Origin of the sequence: Agaricicola taiwanensis, assembly GCF_014635245.1 — a bacterium.
Taxonomy (GTDB): Bacteria; Pseudomonadota; Alphaproteobacteria; order Rhizobiales; family Methylopilaceae; genus Agaricicola; species Agaricicola taiwanensis.
In genome coordinates this window covers 58,530-75,982 of sequence record NZ_BMCP01000005.1, presented here as the reverse complement: position 1 = coordinate 75,982, position 17,453 = coordinate 58,530, and the positions used below count along the sequence as shown (strand labels likewise).

The 17,453-nt window shown below is 64.7% G+C and carries 17 protein-coding genes; 12 read left to right on the top strand and 5 right to left on the bottom strand.

Annotation, left to right across the window (positions count from 1 at the left end; genetic code table 11):
* Positions 1 to 61 precede the first annotated feature (61 nt).
* Positions 62 to 1,219, top strand: a complete 1,158-nt coding sequence (locus tag IEV58_RS15700) for a YbfB/YjiJ family MFS transporter (protein ID WP_188410767.1) — start codon at positions 62 to 64, stop codon at positions 1,217 to 1,219.
* Positions 1,216 to 1,803, top strand: coding sequence for a glutathione S-transferase family protein (locus IEV58_RS15695; protein WP_188410766.1), 588 nt, complete (start codon positions 1,216 to 1,218; stop codon positions 1,801 to 1,803). The genes IEV58_RS15700 and IEV58_RS15695 overlap by 4 nt, the downstream gene beginning before the upstream one ends.
* Before the next feature lie 55 nt (positions 1,804 to 1,858).
* On the opposite strand, the gene aztD is transcribed toward IEV58_RS15695, so the two are convergent.
* Positions 1,859 to 3,073, bottom strand: a complete 1,215-nt coding sequence (aztD, locus tag IEV58_RS15690; RefSeq protein ID WP_188410765.1) for a zinc metallochaperone AztD — start codon at positions 3,071 to 3,073, stop codon at positions 1,859 to 1,861.
* 52 nt (positions 3,074 to 3,125) lie between these two features.
* The gene (aztC, locus tag IEV58_RS15685) at positions 3,126 to 4,058 is read right to left on the bottom strand and encodes a zinc ABC transporter substrate-binding protein AztC (protein WP_188410764.1); all 933 of its coding nucleotides are present in this window, start codon (positions 4,056 to 4,058) and stop codon (positions 3,126 to 3,128) included.
* Between the two features lie 186 nt (positions 4,059 to 4,244).
* Between aztC and IEV58_RS15680 the strand changes: the two genes are divergently transcribed.
* A complete protein-coding gene (locus tag IEV58_RS15680) occupies positions 4,245 to 4,640 on the top strand; it encodes a TfoX/Sxy family protein (RefSeq protein ID WP_188410763.1) in 396 nt (131 codons plus the stop codon).
* A gap of 255 nt (positions 4,641 to 4,895) precedes the next feature.
* On the top strand, positions 4,896 to 5,435 hold the full coding sequence (locus tag IEV58_RS15675; protein WP_188410762.1) for a hypothetical protein: 540 nt from the start codon (positions 4,896 to 4,898) through the stop codon (positions 5,433 to 5,435).
* A gap of 179 nt (positions 5,436 to 5,614) precedes the next feature.
* Here the strand turns inward: IEV58_RS15675 and IEV58_RS15670 are convergent, their stop codons facing one another.
* The gene (locus IEV58_RS15670; RefSeq protein WP_188410761.1) at positions 5,615 to 5,842 is read right to left on the bottom strand and encodes a hypothetical protein; all 228 of its coding nucleotides are present in this window, start codon (positions 5,840 to 5,842) and stop codon (positions 5,615 to 5,617) included.
* Between the two features lie 146 nt (positions 5,843 to 5,988).
* Complete coding sequence (locus IEV58_RS15665; RefSeq protein ID WP_188410760.1) at positions 5,989 to 6,960, bottom strand: MBL fold metallo-hydrolase; 972 nt, start codon at positions 6,958 to 6,960, stop codon at positions 5,989 to 5,991.
* A 226-nt stretch (positions 6,961 to 7,186) separates the two neighbouring features.
* Here IEV58_RS15665 and IEV58_RS15660 point away from each other — a divergent pair, with 226 nt between their 5' ends.
* From IEV58_RS15660 to IEV58_RS15650, 3 genes are all read left to right on the top strand, one after another.
* Positions 7,187 to 8,143, top strand: a complete 957-nt coding sequence (locus IEV58_RS15660) for a Bug family tripartite tricarboxylate transporter substrate binding protein (protein ID WP_188410759.1) — start codon at positions 7,187 to 7,189, stop codon at positions 8,141 to 8,143.
* 92 nt (positions 8,144 to 8,235) lie between these two features.
* Positions 8,236 to 8,748 (top strand): thiamine pyrophosphate-binding protein, encoded by a 513-nt coding sequence (locus tag IEV58_RS15655; protein ID WP_188410758.1) that lies wholly within the window; start codon positions 8,236 to 8,238, stop codon positions 8,746 to 8,748.
* Between the two features lie 16 nt (positions 8,749 to 8,764).
* The gene (locus IEV58_RS15650) at positions 8,765 to 9,370 is read left to right on the top strand and encodes a thiamine pyrophosphate-dependent enzyme (protein WP_188410757.1); all 606 of its coding nucleotides are present in this window, start codon (positions 8,765 to 8,767) and stop codon (positions 9,368 to 9,370) included.
* A 20-nt stretch (positions 9,371 to 9,390) separates the two neighbouring features.
* Here the strand turns inward: IEV58_RS15650 and IEV58_RS15645 are convergent, their stop codons facing one another.
* The gene (locus IEV58_RS15645) at positions 9,391 to 10,395 is read right to left on the bottom strand and encodes an asparaginase (RefSeq protein ID WP_188410756.1); all 1,005 of its coding nucleotides are present in this window, start codon (positions 10,393 to 10,395) and stop codon (positions 9,391 to 9,393) included.
* A 74-nt stretch (positions 10,396 to 10,469) separates the two neighbouring features.
* On the opposite strand from IEV58_RS15645, the gene IEV58_RS15640 reads away from it, so the two are divergent.
* The 5 genes from IEV58_RS15640 (at position 10,470) to IEV58_RS15620 (ending at position 17,229) form a co-directional block, all read left to right on the top strand.
* Positions 10,470 to 11,354, top strand: coding sequence for a DUF3108 domain-containing protein (locus IEV58_RS15640; RefSeq protein ID WP_188410755.1), 885 nt, complete (start codon positions 10,470 to 10,472; stop codon positions 11,352 to 11,354).
* A gap of 199 nt (positions 11,355 to 11,553) precedes the next feature.
* Entirely contained in the window at positions 11,554 to 14,700 is a 3,147-nt protein-coding gene (locus tag IEV58_RS15635; protein WP_188410754.1) for a helicase-related protein, read from the top strand.
* The gene (locus IEV58_RS15630; protein ID WP_188410753.1) at positions 14,697 to 15,089 is read left to right on the top strand and encodes an RNA-binding S4 domain-containing protein; all 393 of its coding nucleotides are present in this window, start codon (positions 14,697 to 14,699) and stop codon (positions 15,087 to 15,089) included. The genes IEV58_RS15635 and IEV58_RS15630 overlap by 4 nt, the downstream gene beginning before the upstream one ends.
* 77 nt (positions 15,090 to 15,166) lie before the next feature.
* Entirely contained in the window at positions 15,167 to 15,505 is a 339-nt protein-coding gene (gene fdxA / locus IEV58_RS15625; protein WP_188410752.1) for a ferredoxin FdxA, read from the top strand.
* Positions 15,506 to 15,690: 185 nt separating this feature from the next.
* Positions 15,691 to 17,229: a hypothetical protein gene (locus tag IEV58_RS15620; protein WP_188410751.1), complete on the top strand. Its 1,539-nt coding sequence runs from the start codon at positions 15,691 to 15,693 to the stop codon at positions 17,227 to 17,229.
* Positions 17,230 to 17,453: the final 224 nt, after the last annotated feature.

Here is a 17,453-nt window from a genome sequence, read left to right as displayed (position 1 = left end):
CAATGCATTTCTAATGCTGCCGCCGACGAGGCACAATGCCGCCACCTCATCTGGATGCATCATGCTGCGCTCCGTTCTCGCCTTTGCCATCGCCGCGACCTTTCTTGGCCTCGGGCTCGGCCGCTTCGCCTTCAGCCCGCTCATCCCGGAGCTGATCGCCGCGCGCTGGGTCGAGGTCAGCGCCGCCCAGGCCATCGGGGCGGCAAATCTCATCGGCTATCTCGTCGGCGCCCTCGCCGCGGCACCGGCCGTGAGGCTGATGCCGGAGCGGGTGCTCTGCCTCGCCTCCGGCATCCTTGTGGTGCTGTCCTACGCCATGTTCTTCGCGCCGCTGGGGCTGAGCTGGTTTTGGCTCGCCCGGTTCCTGGCGGGTGTCGGCGGCGGCGTGCTCATGGTCGTGGGAACCGCCGCGTCGGGACGGCAGCTTGCCGTGCTGGGCAAGAGGCGGTTTCAGCCGATTCTCTTCACCGGCCTCGGTCTCGGCGCCCTCTTCGCCGCGCTGTTCCTGCCGTATCTCATCGAATACGGCGTTGAAGCCAGCATCTTCGTCCTGCTCGCCCTCTCAACGGCGGCTCTTGCGGTGCTTTGGGCCAGCAGTGGCTTTCCCATGAAAGGCATCGGGCCGGCGCCGACGACGAGCGCGCGCCCGTCCCGTCCGAGCCCCACCGTCATCCTCGTCCTCCTCGCCTATGGCTGCGAGGCGCTCGGCTTCGTCATGCATACCGTCTATCTGCCCGACATGCTGCGCCGGAACGTCGGATACAGCGAGGTGGAGATTGGCGTGAGCTGGGCCTTCTTCGGCATCGGCGCCTGCGCGGGGCCGCTCATTGTCCTGCTGATGCGCCGCGTCATGTCGGATTTCACGGCGCTTTGGAGCGCCTTTCTGGTGAAGGCGGCCGGCGTGTCCCTGGTGCTCGTGACCACCAGTCTGCCGGCGGCCAGCCTTTCTCTCTTCATCGTCGGCGCGCTCACCCCCGGTATCGTGATCCTGACATCGGGAGCCCTGTCGCTGTCGGCGCCGCCCGATCGCTATCTGAAGCTCTGGGCGGCGGCGACGGCGATCTTCGCCCTCGGCCAGATGACGAGCGGCATGATCATCGCGGCGATCTCCGCCGAGGGCTACCTCCCCGCCCTGATCCTCTCGGTCACGGTTCTGCTTGTCGGCGCAACGCTTGCCTTTCTGGCGCAACGTCTCATCCCACGTGAGGTGCAAACATGAAGCTCTTCCTCAATGACACGTCCCCCTTCGCCCGTTTCGTCAGGGCAACCGCCCTGGAGCTTGGGCTTGAGAACAGGCTTGAGCTGGTGTGGGCCGATCCCTGGTCCGATCAGGCCGATCTCGTTGCCGTCAACCCGCTCAGCCGGGTACCCGCGCTGGTCGATGACGACGGCGTTGCCATTACGGAGTCTCTGCTGATCGCCCGGCGTCTCACGAGCATCGCGCCGCAGGATGGCGCCTTTGCCGACGGCAGCGCGCGGATGCTGTCAGAACTCGGCCTTGCCTACGGCATCATGGACCTGGCCTTCGCGCTGACGATCCACAAGAGGTTCTTCAGTGAAACCACCAGCGCCTTCCAGCAGCGCCGCCAGGCCTCGCTGGCACGCGCCCTGGCGGCCGCCGAGGCCGCCGTGCGGGATCCGGCGCCCTGGACCCTTCCCCGCTGCTGTCTCTGGATCGCGCTCGACTACATCATCTTCCGGCAGGTCATGCCGCTGGAACCGAGTGTCTATCCGGGTCTGACGGCCTTCATGAAGGCGCATGAGAACCGCCCGGCGCTGGTGCAGACCGCCTTCACCGCATGAGCGGGCGGCCGCAGCCGTGATGGCAGGTCCGGCCGTTGCCGGACCTGCCGGATCATCAGTTGTCGTCGTGCACCTTGCCGCTGCCGCCCACGGCAACCAGGTTGAAGGGCTTGCCCTCGACCGCGACCTCGCCTGATTTCTCGAAGCTCTCGGCATTGACGAGGTGGAGCTTGCTGTTGAGCGGGTCCGTCACCACGATCTTGTCGCCGGCCACGGCAACGCGCGGGCGCGGGTCGCTCCAGTGCCCGTCCATGGAATAGGGCTGCGTCAGCTTCAGCGATTTGGAAATCTCGCCCTTCACCACATCGACCTGATGGAGTTGGCCGTCCTCGGTCACGACATAGGCGAAGTTCGCCCGCACGGGATCGACCACGAAATGGACGCGGCGCGTGGGAAGCTGCACCAGGCGGAAGCTTTCTTCTTGCGAGGGATCGATCAGGACGATCCGGTCGGCGCCGTAGTTGCCGATGAAATACTGCAGCCCCTTGCCGCCGATCAGCGCCGAGGAACTGCCCTCCGGCAGTGAGGGCGAATAGGCCAGATGCCTGATCTCGGGCACATCGCCGGTCTGGCTGATAAGGAGGAGCCCGGTGCTGCAGGCCAGCGCATAAAGGCTGCCGGAACCCGCCGAGCCATGCAGCCCCGGGCAGGCAACGTCATCACCCACCTGTTTGCCGTCGTGACCCATCACCCGCGCGCCGATGGGGCGCTTGGAGGCATCCTCCGGATTGGGGATCGTGACCACGACATGATTGTCGTAGGGAACCGCGACCCCATGGTGAGGCGCAACAACGCTGACGGTGACAGGCTCGGGTTTGCCCTTCAGCACATCGTGCTCGGAGAAGAAGCGGGCCTTGTCCTCGCCGTCGAACCACTGGGCGACCTTGCCCTGCCGTTCCACGAAATGCGCGGGCTTGGTGCCGGTCAGCTCCACATCGAGCAACTTGGCGTCCTCCACCTCGATGTCACCATGGTCACCGTGGTCATGGAAGGCGATGCCCGACGAGATGGCCGAGATCGCGCCGGCCGAGCCCTGCACCGCGAAGACGGTTTCGCCGCTTTCGCTGCGATAGAGCGAGGCCGGCCCCTTGATGGAGAAATTATCGAGTTCACGTCCTTCGACGGCATCGATGACGCGCACGGTGGGCGCGGCATGGTCGGACACGAACAGCCGCCAGGCGGTCACCTCATCATCATGGGCGAAAGCGCCGGTTCCTGCGATGCCCATCGCGAGGGCCGCGGCTGACGCCGACAGCATGAGTTTCTTCATTTCTGCTTCTCCATCTTGGGTTTGGCGAGAGATTTGAAGGGTCTGCAGGCGCCTAATCAGGGGCCAGCGCCCTGGTGATGGTGCGGAGGTTGTGCCGCATCATGTCGATGTAGGAGGGGGCCGGTCCGTCCGGCCCGGAGAGGGCATCGGAGTAGAGCGTGCCGGCGAGTGTGAGGCCGGCGTCGGCGGCGATCCGCGCGACCAGTCGGCTGTCGGCGATATTCTCGGTGAAGACCGCCACCGCGCGCTTCTCACGCATGTCGCGCAGGACACCGGCGACATCGGCGGCCGAGGCCTCCGAATCCGTGGAGACGCCGGTGGGCGCGAGGAACCTCACGCCATAATCGCGTTCAAAATAGCGGAAGGCATTGTGCGCCACGACCGCGAGGCGCCGCTCTTCGGGGATGGCGGCCATGGCTTGGCGGATATCGCCGTCGAGCGCCGCAAGCTCCTCACGATAGGCTGCGGCGTTGCTCTTATAGGTCTCGCAGCCGGCGGCATCGGCCTCGCAGAAGGCGTCCGCGATGTTCGCCACATAGACCTGTGCATTGGCGAGCGACTGCCAGGCATGGGGATCGAAGGGCGCCTCATGGAAGACGGACCTGCCCTCATAATGGTGGTAATGGCCGCCCTCAGGATCCCTGATGATCGAGGCGTTCCTCGTCAGCTCAATCACCGGCGCCTCCGCGCCGCTGGCCTTGATCAATCGGCCGAGGAAACCCTCCAGCTTGAGCCCGTTGACCAGCACCACATCGGCCGCCGCCATGGCCATGGCATCGGAGGGCCGGGGCTCATAGACATGCGCGTCGCCGTTCGGCCCCACCAACACACGCAGGTCGATCCGCTCGCCGCCCACGCGCCGCGCCATATCCCCGATGATGGAGAAGCTGGCGATGACCTTGAGCTTTTCCGCCGCCGCCAGCGGCAGCGGCGCCAGCATGAGGCCAGCAGCGGCCAGCACGGCGATGAGCGATTTCGGCGCCATCAATTTCGTCCTTCCCGATCATGTGTCGCGATGTTGTTATATTATAACATTTCGCCAGGGAAGCCTTTTCGACCCTGCGAAAGCGAAAAGCCGAGGAGCGCGCAATGGCGAGCCGGGCGGCCTCGTGCTAGTGACGCAGGATCTCCCCTGGGAGACCCGAGCGCGGCCTTCTCCAAGGACAGCGGCATGCCTGCGTCATCCGGCTTCATCGATCTCATCCTCGATCAGCTCAGCCCTCTGGGCGCGGTCTCGCCCCGCCGCATGTTCGGTGGTGTCGGTTTTTTCTCCGGCGGCCGCATGTTCGCGCTCGTGACGAGCGAGGACCGCTTCTACGTGAAGGCGGACGATGAGAACCGGGCGCGTTTTGTCGAAGCGGGCTGCGAGCCCTTTGCCTATGTGATGACAAGCCCATCCGGCGCGCAGCGGAAAGTCGCCCTGCCCTATTACGCCCCGCCCGAAACGGCGCACGACGACCCGGAGGAGTTCCTCAGCTGGGCGCGGCTGGGGCTGGAGGCGGCAAATCGGGCGCCGGCGAAGGTGAAGCCCAGGCGCGGGAAAACGACAAAAAGATCAGCCCACTGAGACAGAACCGAAGCTTTGGTGGACCGGCAAAGGCTCGCCCATCTAGGATAGCATCAATCGCGCCTCCATGTCGGCAGAACACTGCTCGCAGAATTGAATAGTTTCAGAGAATACAAAAGGGATAATAATAGTTTCAGATAGAACAAATATTCACATCACCTCCATAAAGGAGGCCATTGCAATTTATTAGGAATAATTTTATCTAGTCGGCGACAATCGAACCTGTATGGAATGATTTTTTAAAGGGGTGCAGCCGTGGAAGTACTACCTCCCGATCTCAAGGCCGCTTATCAGGACGTCTATGACGGGTTGACTCCGGCAGAACAAGCGGCCTGGGCCGAAACCGCCAAGGTACTTGGCCTGAATACCGGGGGAACGCAGGGACCGGGACAAACGGAGGAAATCGACGGCATCCCCGATCCGGACCTTAAAGGTCTGGCCTATAGCAAGGATGAGGCGACTGAGATCGTCAACGCCCTCCAGCTGCTGTTCGGAGAGGGTGCTACGGGTGATCTTTCCAACCCGACCCCCGAACAGAAGGCCGCCATGCTGGTGCTGGCCGAATATGAGTTCCCGACGGATATCTTCGACCAGCCCGTCACGACGCGCACGATCGCAAGCCTGTTCGGCCTCGAGAACTGGGAGACCATCACCGAGGATCAGCTGCGCGCCGAACTCACCGCAGCGGGCATCACGCTGCCGCCGGACTTCTTCGAGAAGCCGCTTGATCCGGCGAACATCGAACTGCTGGGCCAGATCGCGCAGGCAAACACCGTTACCCGCGAAGACGCCTGATTTTACTGGCTATTACTTGCGAACCCCGCTGGTGCGCCCGGCGGGGTTTTCCTTTTGCGCCTTCGCGTCGGGCCGACCCTCGGTTGGCGCGATAGCCCTGCTTCAGGCGAGCTTGTCGATCATCATGCCGGTCCGCTTCTCCGAGGCTTTTTCGACCTTCTCCTTCAACCTCTCGGCGATCACCTCTTCATGGCTTTCCGCGCCTCCGGCTCCATGCCCTCCAGGTCCTCCTCGGTGAGGCCGAGCTCTTTCAGGATCGCATCGCGCATGCGCTCGGCCGGCGTCATACGCGCGTAATCCAGAAACTCCTCCTTGGCGGAAGGCTTTTCCAGCGGCCCCGCCACACGCCCGGTCGAGACCTGGAACCCCTGGCTCGTGAAAGACGGAATCGCGAAACTGGACGTCATGACGCTCTCCTTGCTGCCCTTGACATGCAACGATTGCGCCACGCCGGTATGCTGGAGTGTGAGGGATCAAGCGCTCACGCTCAGAGGCCAGAGCGGCCGACGGGAACAAATTGCCCGGCAGGATCGGCCAAGCTCGCCCTCGGGGCTCAAACCTCCACCACATCTCCCGGCGCCGCCGCGATCATCCGCGCTGGATCGATCCCGCTCTCCGCCAGCACCCGGCGCAGATGGTCGGCGGGCTCGTCGCGCGGCTCGCCGGTGAGCTGGATCACGCCCCAGTGCAGGCCCATGGCGCGCCTGGCGTCAAGGTCGATGAGGATCTTCACCGCCTCCTCCGGATCGCAGTGCTGGTCGGCCATGAACCAGCGCGGCTCATAGGCGCCGATGGGGATGAGCGCGAGATCGGGCGCACCATGCAGACGGCGGATCTCGCGGAAGATGGCGCCGTCGCCATAGCCGGTGTCGCCCGCAAAATAGATTGTTGCATCTACAACTTTCAGCACGAAGCCGCACCACAGCGCCTCGCGCCGATCCCCCGGCCCGCGGGCCGACCAGTGACGCGCAGGCACGAGATGCACCGTGCCGCCACCCTTCACCGCGACGCTGTCGCCCCAATCGCCCGCCGTGATCTCGGCATCGGGAATGAACCGGCGCAGGATGATGTCATTGCCGAGCGGGGTCACGATGCGCGGCCGGTCGCGTGCGTGAAGGCGGGCGAGCGTGCCCCCGTCCAGATGGTCGTAATGATTGTGCGAGATGAGCACGAGATCGATGGGCGGCAGGTCGTCGAAGGCAATGCCCGGCGCGGCCACACGCCTGGGGCCCATGAAGCTGAAGGGGCTCGCCCGCTCCGACCAGAGGGGATCGGTCAGGATGTTGAGCCCGCCCACCTGGAGAAGGACGGTGGCATGCCCCACCATGGTCGCCCGGCATCCCGCGACGGTGCGATCCGGCTTCACCGGCTGCACGGGAACATCACTCGGCCATCGCGCCGGCCGAGGTCCGAAACGCCAGCGCAGCAGTTGCAGGATGGAGCGGTCAGTGGAGGGATGGTCCGGGTTGAAGAAGCGCTTTCCGTCGAAATGGTCGCTGGCGGGGCCTTTGTAATAGCGGCTCATGAACTGTCCTGTTGCGGCATCCGTCCTGAGGTATGCCCCGTCTGTTTGCAGAACAAGATGCTGCCCCGTCCGTCATGCCAGCCCTTCTTGCTGATGGCGCGCGATACGAGGGCAGCGGGATGTTAAACGTTGACAAGCACTCCCCTCCGACTACGATTTCAGCCGCAGAGATCAATAAAAAACGGCAGGCACCATCGAAATACATAATAATAACGGGAGGATCAGCATGAATATTGTTCGACGGGCGCTTGGCGCCATCGCCTTCATCGCAGTTTCCTTTGCAGCTCACGCTGAGACATATCCATCAAAGCAGGTCACGATCGTCGTGCCCTTCGCTCCGGGTGCATCAAACGACATCTTCGCGCGATATCTCGCCGATGGCCTGGAAAAGATCTGGAAGCAGCCGGTGATCGTCGAGAACAAGCCCGGCGCGGGCACAGCGATCGGCTCGGCACATGTCGCCAAATCAGCCCCCGACGGCCATACCATCCTGTTCACCTCGGGCAGCTTCCTCACCAACTCGGCGTCCCAGAAAAATCTGCCCTTCGACGCAAAGACCGATCTTGTGCCCGTCGCGCTGTTCGCGCACGGCCAGAGCGTCATCGTCGTGGGCGCGCACGTCAAGGCGAGCACTCTCCCGGAACTGATTGCGGAAGCGAAATCCAGGGAGATGTTCTATGGCACCAATGGCGTTGGAAGCATGCCGCATTTCCATGGCGAGCTGTTCAATACCGCGGCGGGATTGAAGCTCACTCCGGTTCATTACAAGGGCGGTGCGGAAGCCTTTGTCGACATCGTCGGAGGGCGCACCGATATCTACATCGGAACCGTCACCACCGTGATTGGCGGCATCAAGGGCAACCAGTTGAAGCCGATCGCCGTGGTCAGCGGCCGGCGCAGCACGACCCTGCCGGATGTCGCCACCGCGACCGAGGGCGGCATAACCGGCATGGAAGAAGACCAGAAATGGGGCGTCTATGTCCCGGCGGGCACCCCGGCCGCCAGTGTGGAAGCGCTGAACAAAGCGGTGAACCAGGTGATGTCGGCGCCGGGCTCGGCGGAGTTCCTGGAAAAATTCGGCAGCGAGTTCGCCCCTATGACCCCCGAGGAGTTCAAGACCGCGGTCCATACCGAGCTCGACATGTGGACCAAGCTGGCCGCTGAGCGCGGCATCGCCCAATAGGCCCGCGCGGAAGCGCGACACTTTTGGTCTCAGCGGCCCCGCCGGAAAATCCCGCTCCGGCGGCGGCCTGCAGAACAGGAGCTCTGACCCTCATGAGCGACATTGCCTGGCAGAATGTGATGTACGACCGCCTGCGCGGTGCAGGCGTTTCCATCTTCAGCTTCGTTCCCGACGGCGGACACAAGCTGGCGATCGAACGCGCCGTGATGGACCCCGATGTCACCGCCGTCACCCTCTCCACCGAGGAGGAAGGCGTGGCGCTGGCGGCCGGCGCGCATCTCGGCGGCGGAAAATCGGTCCTGCTCATCCAGTCGAGCGGCGTCGGAAACTGCATCAATATGCTGTCTCTCATCGGGATCGGCAGATTTCCCTTCCTCGCCATCGTCACCATGCGCGGGGAATATGGCGAGGGAAATCCGTGGCAGATCCCGATGGGACAGGGCAGCGTTCCATGCCTTGAGGCCATGGGCGTCACCTGCATCCGGGCGGAGACCCCGCAGGAACTGCCTCAGGCCGTCGATGCCGCGCTCACCATGGCGTTCAAGGCCGGGATCCCCGTCGCCCTGCTGCTTTCACAGAAGCTGATCGGTGCGAAGCCTTTTTGACGGGAGGGATGGATCAATGAACCAACAAGCCGAGAAGCAGAACACGTTGCTGGACCGCAGACAGGCCGTCCCGGCCATCGTCGGCCGGCACGAGGATTTCCTGATCATCGTGGGGCTGGCGGGCGCGGCGCAGGACATCGCCCATCTCACCCGCGAGGCGCCCCACACCTATATTCTCGCCGGCGCCATGGGCGGCGCCGCCATGATGGGGCTCGGCCTTGCCCTCACGCAGCCGCGCCGTCAGGTTCTGGTTGTCACCGGCGATGGCGAGCTTCTGATGGGGCTGGGCTCGCTGGCGACGATCGGCGCCGTGCGGCCGTCCAACCTCTCGATCCTGTGCGTCGACAACGCCCATTACGGCGAAACGGGCAATCAGAAGACCCATACCGCCGAGGGCATCGACCTGGCGGGTGTCGCGCGTTCATGCTGCTTCACGAATGTGATGGAAGCGACGGCCGCGGAGCACCTGAGCGAGGGTGAGAGGATCCTGCGGCAAAAAGGGCCGAATTTCGTGTCGCTGAAGGTGCACGACGGCCAATCGCAACGCCATGCGCGCAACCTGGATGCGATCGACCGCAAGATCATATTCCGCAGGGCCCTGCTGGGAGAAGCCGCAAGGTGATTGCGGCGCAGCCGACGCGCTCAGGCGAGCGCACCGGCCGGGCGCACGCCGCCCACCAGCGTTCCGGTCCAGTTCTTCAGCTCCGGTCGCACAAAACGCTCAAAGCCCGCGCGTGTCGGATCGTCCATGGGCAGGAAGCGCGCGATCAGGGCCGCTGTCGCGACTTCCGAGGCGCGGGTGCCGCCGTCATCGGCCTTCACGGCGATGCCGAGCCCCTGTTCGGGTAGCGCGACCAGGAAAACGCCTTCCGCGCCGGTCTTGATGAAGGCGCGGGAGCCTAAAAGCTGCATCACCTCGGTGCAAAAGCGGCCGGTGCCGGCCACATGCCAGGGGTGCGCCGCCACCGCCGCCCGCAGCCGCGCCGCCGCCTTCGCCCGGTCCGGCGCGAAGCCATGCCCGGTGCCGAAGCGGGCAAAGCCGCGCGCCCAGGCCACCAGCGGCGCGGCGAAGGTGGGGATGCCGCAACCGTCGATGCCGCGCATCCCGTCCGGCAGCACGGCGCCGGTCGCGCCTTCCAGCGCGGCCTTCACCTCGCGCTGTACCGCGTGGCCCGGCTGGATATAGCCTTGCGTCGGCTCCTCCATATGGCAGGCAAGGCACAGGAACCCTGAATGCTTGCCCGAGCAGTTGTTGTGCAGGCAGCTCGGCTTGCGGCCCTCCCGCGCCAGCGCCGCCCCGGCCGGCTTGAAGCTCGGCCAATGGGCGCCGCATTCCAGTGCGCTTTCATCGAGGCCAAGCTTTGCAAGCGCTCCGGCCGCCGTTTCCACATGACCCGCTTCACCGCCGTGGCTGGCGCAGGCGAGCGCGAGCATCTCTTCGGTGAAGCCATGGGCATCGGCCGCGCCGCTCTCCACCAGGGGCAGCGCCTGGAGCGCCTTCACCGCCGAGCGGGGGAAAATCGGCGCATTCACATTGCCCGCGGAAAAGAGAATGGCGCCATCGGCATCGACCACCACCGCGCGGCCGGCGTGGCGGCTTTCCACAAGGCTGCCGCGGGTGACTTCAACGAGAATGGGATCGTTCATGGCATGGGGCCGGAGAGGGTGAGATGTCGCAGTTGCGGGGCCGGGCAAGAATCACAGATTTGACGTATTGTCCAATGATCATGCCGATCATACCCAACATCGGCGATTTGGTCGGAGAGAGCATGTCGGTCAGCGGCAGGGCCATTGTCTTGAGGCGTTTGCGCCGGCTCGTCCCCGCCGCACTCATGAGCGTGGGGCTGGCCGCCCTGAGCCTGCCCGCCGCCGCGCAGACCGCCACCCTCACCACGCGCTACGACATCCGCTGGCTCAATTTTGCCCCCATCGGCAAGGCCTTCATGACGCTGGATGTGACCAACGACAGCACCTATGACGCCAAGATTTCGGGCCGCGTTCTGTCCGCCGATGTCGCCGTCACCGCGTCGGGCAATGTCTCCGGTACGCGTGTGCTGCCGGAGACCTTCGCCACCACGGTTGCCACCTCCCGGCGCCGGCAGACCATCCAGATGGGCATGGCGGCCGGCAACGTGAAGCTTGCCAAGGTGACGCCGGAGCCGAAGCCCAGGCCTGACCGCATTGAGCTTTCGCCGGAACACCAGCGCGGCATCCTCGACCCCCTGAGCGCGGCCTTCATGCCCATGCCGCAGAAGGACGGCAAGCTTGGAGCCTCGGCCTGCCAGCGCACATTGCCCGTTTTCGAAGGCTCCGAACGCTTCGACATCCAGCTCAGCTACCTGCGCATGGCCAGCGTCGAGAAAGGCGAGAGCGATGCCTACAGCGGCCCCGCCGTGGTCTGCCGCGCCCGCTACAAGGCCATCGCCGGCCATCGCGAAAGCGCCGATTACGTTGCCTATTTCGCTAAGGACCCGCTGATCGAGGTCTGGCTGGTGCCGGTTGCCGGCACCAAGATGCTGGTGCCCTACAAGACCTCGGTGCCCACGCCCTTCGGCACCATCGTGGTGGAGGCCTCCCGCTTCAAGGTGGAAGGGCCGAAAACCTGAGTCCTCTCAAGGAGATGAATCATCCCGACAAAGAGCTGATCCGCTGGTGTGAGTCCGCGAGGACACACACTATATATCGCCGTGAACGAAGCAGGACTCGGCCCGAGTCAGCGATTCGGTCCCGTTACGTTCCCAAAAAGTTCTCGTAACCGCCCCGGCCCACCGGAGACATCCGTTGCGCAATCCCGACAGGCCCCCGATGGCATATCCCGCCCCCATCCCGCCGGCGCAGCGTGGACGCGGGGTCACCGCCGTCCTCGGCCCCACCAACACCGGCAAGACCCATTACGCCATCGAGCGCATGCTGGGTCATTCCTCCGGCATCATCGGCCTGCCGCTGCGCCTGCTCGCGCGTGAGGTCTACGGCCGGCTGGTGGAGCGGGCGGGCGAAGAGGCGGTGGCCCTCGTCACCGGCGAGGAGAAGATCAAGCCGCGCGGCGCCCGCTACTGGGTCTGCACCATCGAGGCCATGCCGCAGGATCTCGATGTCGCCTTCGTCGCCATCGACGAGGTGCAGCTCGCCTCCGACCTCGACCGCGGCCATGTCTTCACCGACCGCATCCTGAGACGGCGCGGCCGCGAGGAGACGCTGCTCCTCGGCGCGGAGACCATGCGCCCCCTGATCGAGAAGCTGCTGCCGGGCGTGACTATCGTCACCCGCCCTCGGCTCTCGCAGCTCACCTTCACCGGCGCCAAGAAAGTGACGCGCCTGCCGCCGCGCACGGCCATCGTCGCCTTCTCCGCCGAAGAAGTTTACGCCATCGCGGAATTGATCCGCCGCCAGCGCGGCGGCGCGGCCGTGGTGCTGGGCGCTCTGTCGCCCCGCACCCGCAACGCGCAGGTCGCGCTCTATCAGGCCGGCGAGGTGGATTATCTCATCGCCACCGACGCCATCGGCATGGGCCTCAACCTCGACATCGACCATGTGGCCTTTGCCGGTGATCGCAAGTTCGACGGCTTCCAGTTCCGCCATTTGAACCCGGCCGAAATGGGCCAGGTGGCGGGACGTGCCGGCCGCTATATGAAGGACGGCACCTTCGGCACCACGGGGCGCTGCCCCGCCATCGAGCCGGAGCTGGCGGAACGGCTGGAGGCCCATGCCTTCGATGCCGTGCGCGTGCTGCAATGGCGCAATGCCGAGCTCAAGTTCGACAGCATCGGCAGCCTTCTGGAAAGCCTCGCCATACCGCCGCAGGAGGCGGGCCTCACCCGCGCGCCCACGGCGGAGGATGTGCTGGTGCTGGAAACGCTGGCGCGTGATCCGGAGGTGCGCAGGCGCGCCCGGGGCTTCGGCGAGGTGCGCCGGCTGTGGGAGGCCTGCCAGATTCCCGACTACCGCAAGATCTCCCCCGCGCAACATGCCGATCTCGTCACTGCGGTCTATGGTTTCATCGCGGCCAAAGGTATGATACCTGCCGATTGGTTTTCGACCCAGGTCGCGCGCTGCGATCGCGCGGACGGAGATATCGACACTCTCGCGGCAAGGATTGCGCAAACCCGTACCTGGACCTTCGTAGCCAACCGGCCGGACTGGCTGGATGATCCCGAACATTGGCAGGCCGAGACGCGGGCGGTTGAAGACCGCCTGTCGGACGCCCTCCACGAGCGGCTCACCCAGCGCTTTATCGACCGGCGCACCAGCGTTCTCATGCGGCGTCTCAAGGAAAGAACCATGCTCGAGGCCGAAATCAGCACAGACGGCGATGTCACCGTGGAAAGCCACCACGTGGGGCGGCTCGCGGGGTTTCAGTTCACGCCCGATGTGAATGCCGATCCTGAACAGGCGAAAGCCCTGCGCGCGGCCGCGCAGGCAAGCCTCACCGGCGAGTTCGAGCGCCGCGCGGAAAAGCTCTCCGCCGCGCCGGACCCCGATATCGTCATCGCCAGCGACGGCGTGATCCGCTGGCTGGGCGATCCGGTCGGCAAGCTCGCCGCCGGCGACAAGCCACTCAGCCCCCGCATCCGCCTGCTGGCCGACGACACCCTCTCCGCTGCCGCCCGCGAAAAGGTGGAGGCTCGCCTCGCCCTGCGCGTGAAGGCCCATGTGCAGAACCTGCTCGGCCCCCTGCTGGCGCTGGAAAGCGCGGAAGGTCTCGAGGGCATCGCCCGTGGCATCGCCTTCCAGCTGCTGGAAGGCTTCGGTGTCATCGAGCGCGCAGGCATCGCCGAGGACGTGAAGTCGCTCGACCAGACCGCGCGCGCCGCGCTGCGTGCGCTGGGCGTCCGCTTCGGCGCCTATCATCTCTATCTGCCGGCGCTGCTGAAGCCGGCGCCGCGCGCGCTGGCGGCGCAGCTCTACCTTCTCCACAAGGGCGTGCAGGACACACCGGAGCTGGGCGAGGCCATGGCCCTCAGCGCCTCGGGCCGCACCTCCTTCCCCGTGCCGGCGGAGGCACCGAAAGAGCTTTACCGCGTGCTCGGCTTCCGCGTCTGCGGCACCCGCGCCGTGCGCGTCGACATCCTGGAACGGCTGGCCGATCTCATCCGCCCCGCCATCGCCTTCCGCCCCGGCCTCACCCAGGGCGAGGCGCCGGCCGGCGCCGCCGAGGGCGACGGCTTCACCGTGACCGTCACCATGACCTCACTCGTCGGCTGCGCCGGCGAGGATTTCGCCACCATCCTGCGCTCGCTGGGGTACCGCGTGGAGCGCAAGCCCGCGCCCGCACCGGTGGCGGAGACCGCCCCTGCGGCCAGCGCCGAAACAGGCTCCTTGGATGCCGGTCCGGCGGAGGCCACGACGCCGGACGCCGAGCCCGCAGCCGAACCCGCCGCTGACGCGGAAGCCGCTGCCGCCCAACCCGAGCCACAGGAGCCCGAGGCACCCGCGGCTGAGGACGTCCAGCCGGCTGGGACCGAAGCCGTACCGACGGAGATTACCCCGGCCGATCCTGCGGCCGAACAGCCTGCCCCTGTGGAAGCCGCCCCGAGCGAGCCTGCCGAGCCTGTCACGGCCGAGCCCGCCATGATCGAGATCTGGCATCCCGGCCGCCGTCACGACCGCCCCGCGCGGCCCCATGGCCGGCCGCAGCATCGCAACCAGCCCCGCGAGGGCCAGAGCCGCGAACAGCAGCCGCGCGACGGCGCCCGTCGCGACGGCGCCCGCCACGGCGAAGGCCGCGCCGATGCGGAGGGCCGCAACCAGCAGCGGGCCCGCCCGCCGCGTGACAAGAAGCGCTGGGAGACGAGCTCTCCCGGCAAGGGCGGGCAGCAGCGCCACGCCGACCAGCGCAGGGACGAGCCGCGCCGGGAGCCGCGCCGCGAACGCCAGGCCGATCCCAATTCGCCCTTCGCCGCCCTTGCCGCGTTGAAGAGCCGGCTGGAAACCGAGGGTTCCGGCAACTCTTGAGCGGACCGTCAGCCGAGGCCGAGGGCGCCGGCCGTCAGCGCATCGACAAATGGCTCTGGCACGCGCGCGTGGTGAAGACCCGCACGCTGGCCCAGAACCTCGTCCGGAGCGGCCATGTGCGCCTGAACACGGAACGCATCCTGGACGCCGCCCATTGGGTCCGGGCGGGGGATGTTCTCACCATCGCCCTGTCCGAGCGGCTTCTCGTCTATGTGGTGCGCCAATTCGCCCAACGGCGCGGAGGCGCGAGCGAGGCGAGAGTACTATATGAGGACCAAAGCCCTCCTCCGGCACCGAGGACACCGCCGCCCGCCCCGCGCGATCCCGGATCCGGCCGCCCCACCAAGAAGGAACGGCGGGAGACGGACGGGCTGAAGGAGACCGACTGACCATGCCTCCGGCGCATTGCACAATTGGATAGAGTGGTATATCCAGATAATGCGTCCTGAATTTGGGAATTGACGAAATGACCTATGTTGTTACGGACAATTGCATCCGCTGCAAGTACATGGATTGCGTGGAGGTCTGTCCGGTCGACTGTTTCTATGAAGGCGAGAACATGCTCGTCATCCATCCGGACGAATGCATCGACTGCGGTGTCTGCGAGCCGGAATGCCCGGCGGAGGCCATCAAGCCCGACACCGAGCCGGGGCTGGAATCCTGGCTGACCCTCAATGCCGATTACGCCAAGAGCTGGCCCAACATCACGGTCAAGCGCGACCCTCCCGCCGATGCCAAGGAGATGGACGGCGAAGAGGGCAAGCTGGAGAAGTATTTCTCGCCAAACCCTGGCCAGGGCGACTGAAGCGCTTCACCCGTGCAACAATAATCGCTATGACCGGTCCTTGGGGCCGGTCATTTTTATTGACCCATCCTTACCGGGCTAAACAAAAGATAGTTTTGTTAGAGACTAGTTCGAACAAAACTTTATTTTGTCTTATCATCGTCATCAATTTTATATAATATAAGTCCCTCGGGAAGGGGCTTTCCATGTATATCAATCGTTTCGCCAATGAAGATCTAGTGCGCGGCGGCGCCCAAGGCAGGGACGAGAAGCGCGTAGAAGATCCCCTGATCGATTGGCTGGAGAGTGTGGACGGCAGGCGCAAGCCGCGATCGCCACTTGAGGGCATGGAGGACGCTTCGGGGGCGGAGATCGTCAAGGTGCTGGAGGAAAGCGGCTATTACACCTTTGAAGGTGAGAACGCCGACGCCTTGCGCGATGCCTACGCCGAATCCTTGGACAACAGCCCCTTCTTCAAGCGCTTCGTGATCGACGCCTTCGCTGAAAATCCCGATCTGCGACCTTACTCAATCTACTTCGAGGATCTGGAAGACGGCAACAACGGCAAGCACAATGACGAAAAGGGCTACATAAAGATCAACGACGACCTGGAAGGGGGCAAGCTCAACTACACGCTGGTCCACGAGCTGTTCCACAGCTTTGGTCTCAGGGATTCCGCCGACATGGTTCAGGCACTTGAGGTGTTCGAGACCGAGTCCGGCTTTGGCGGCGGCAGCTCCAAGAGCGCGAGCATTGATGTCGCTGACAACGTGGATTACGAGCTGTTCCAGGCCACTCTCGATGATTGGCGCGACATCAACGAGCAGCTGCACGAGGATTATTACGAATACGATTCCGAGCACACCAGAGAGATAATGGAGCAGTTGTTCGGACCGGCGGGGCGCGACATCGACCCGGCCGAGGCGTTTTCGCGGAGCACCCAACGCTTCGACGGCGATGCGGACCGCATTATCCAGGCCTATCTGGATGCCCGTGACGGCGGCAAGGTCGAAGCCATCCGCGCGGACCAGCTGCGCGAGATGGGCATCGACCCCGAGAGCATCAAGAACATCGACAAGCTGGCCGAATGGTACGCGGATAACATCGACCTTGAAAGTCGCCAGCTCGCGAGCTTCACCAACGAATATCCGGAGAGCGTTTTCAGCGCGTTGGCCGATATCTACCTGACCCATATCAACCCGGCCGCCGACGAGGGAGAGGTCGCTGACTGGATCATGGAAAAGATCTCTCCGCGCATCGAGAACGCCTTCGGTGAGAATGGCGCGGAAGCGCGCGAGATCTTCGACAACTACTATTACAAATCCAACCGCGAGGGCGGGGACAAGCTACGCGGCATCGTGAGGGCACGCTTCAACGAGGGCGAGAGCACGCGCGTCGGTTTCGAGAACACGCTGAACGAAATCGCCTCCATCTATGCCGGCGACGGAATCGACATCGACACGCGCAAGCTCTTCGGCTTCAATCAGGGCAACGGCCCCATCAAGCCGCTGTTCCAGGACCTGGTCCGCTATTTCCGCGAGCACATTGATCCTGAAGCATCGTCGGAAGATGCAGCCGCCTGGGTCGTCCGTGAGATCAGGGCACGGCTGGAAAACGCCTTCGGCGACATGGACGAGACCGAGGCGGAGAAGTTCGAGATCTTCTGCAACTACATCGACAAGAAAGACCGCAGCGGCAAGCAAGACGCCTATGACGCTGCGGCGGAAGTTTACGCCGAAGCCTGAACGGTTGCGCTGGAAAGGGATCGGCGGGTGCTCCGCCACCGGTAATACAAAGCCGCGATCAGCTTTTATCCCTAAGTGTTACCAGCGCTGCAACCGGCGGCTGCACCGACACGCTATACGGCTTCAACGAATGTTGTGGTGAACGATCCCTCACCCGCATCTTGCGCCCGGGCGGCACTAATCACATATTTTTTTGCACATTTAGTACTTTTGTGATAGGGTCG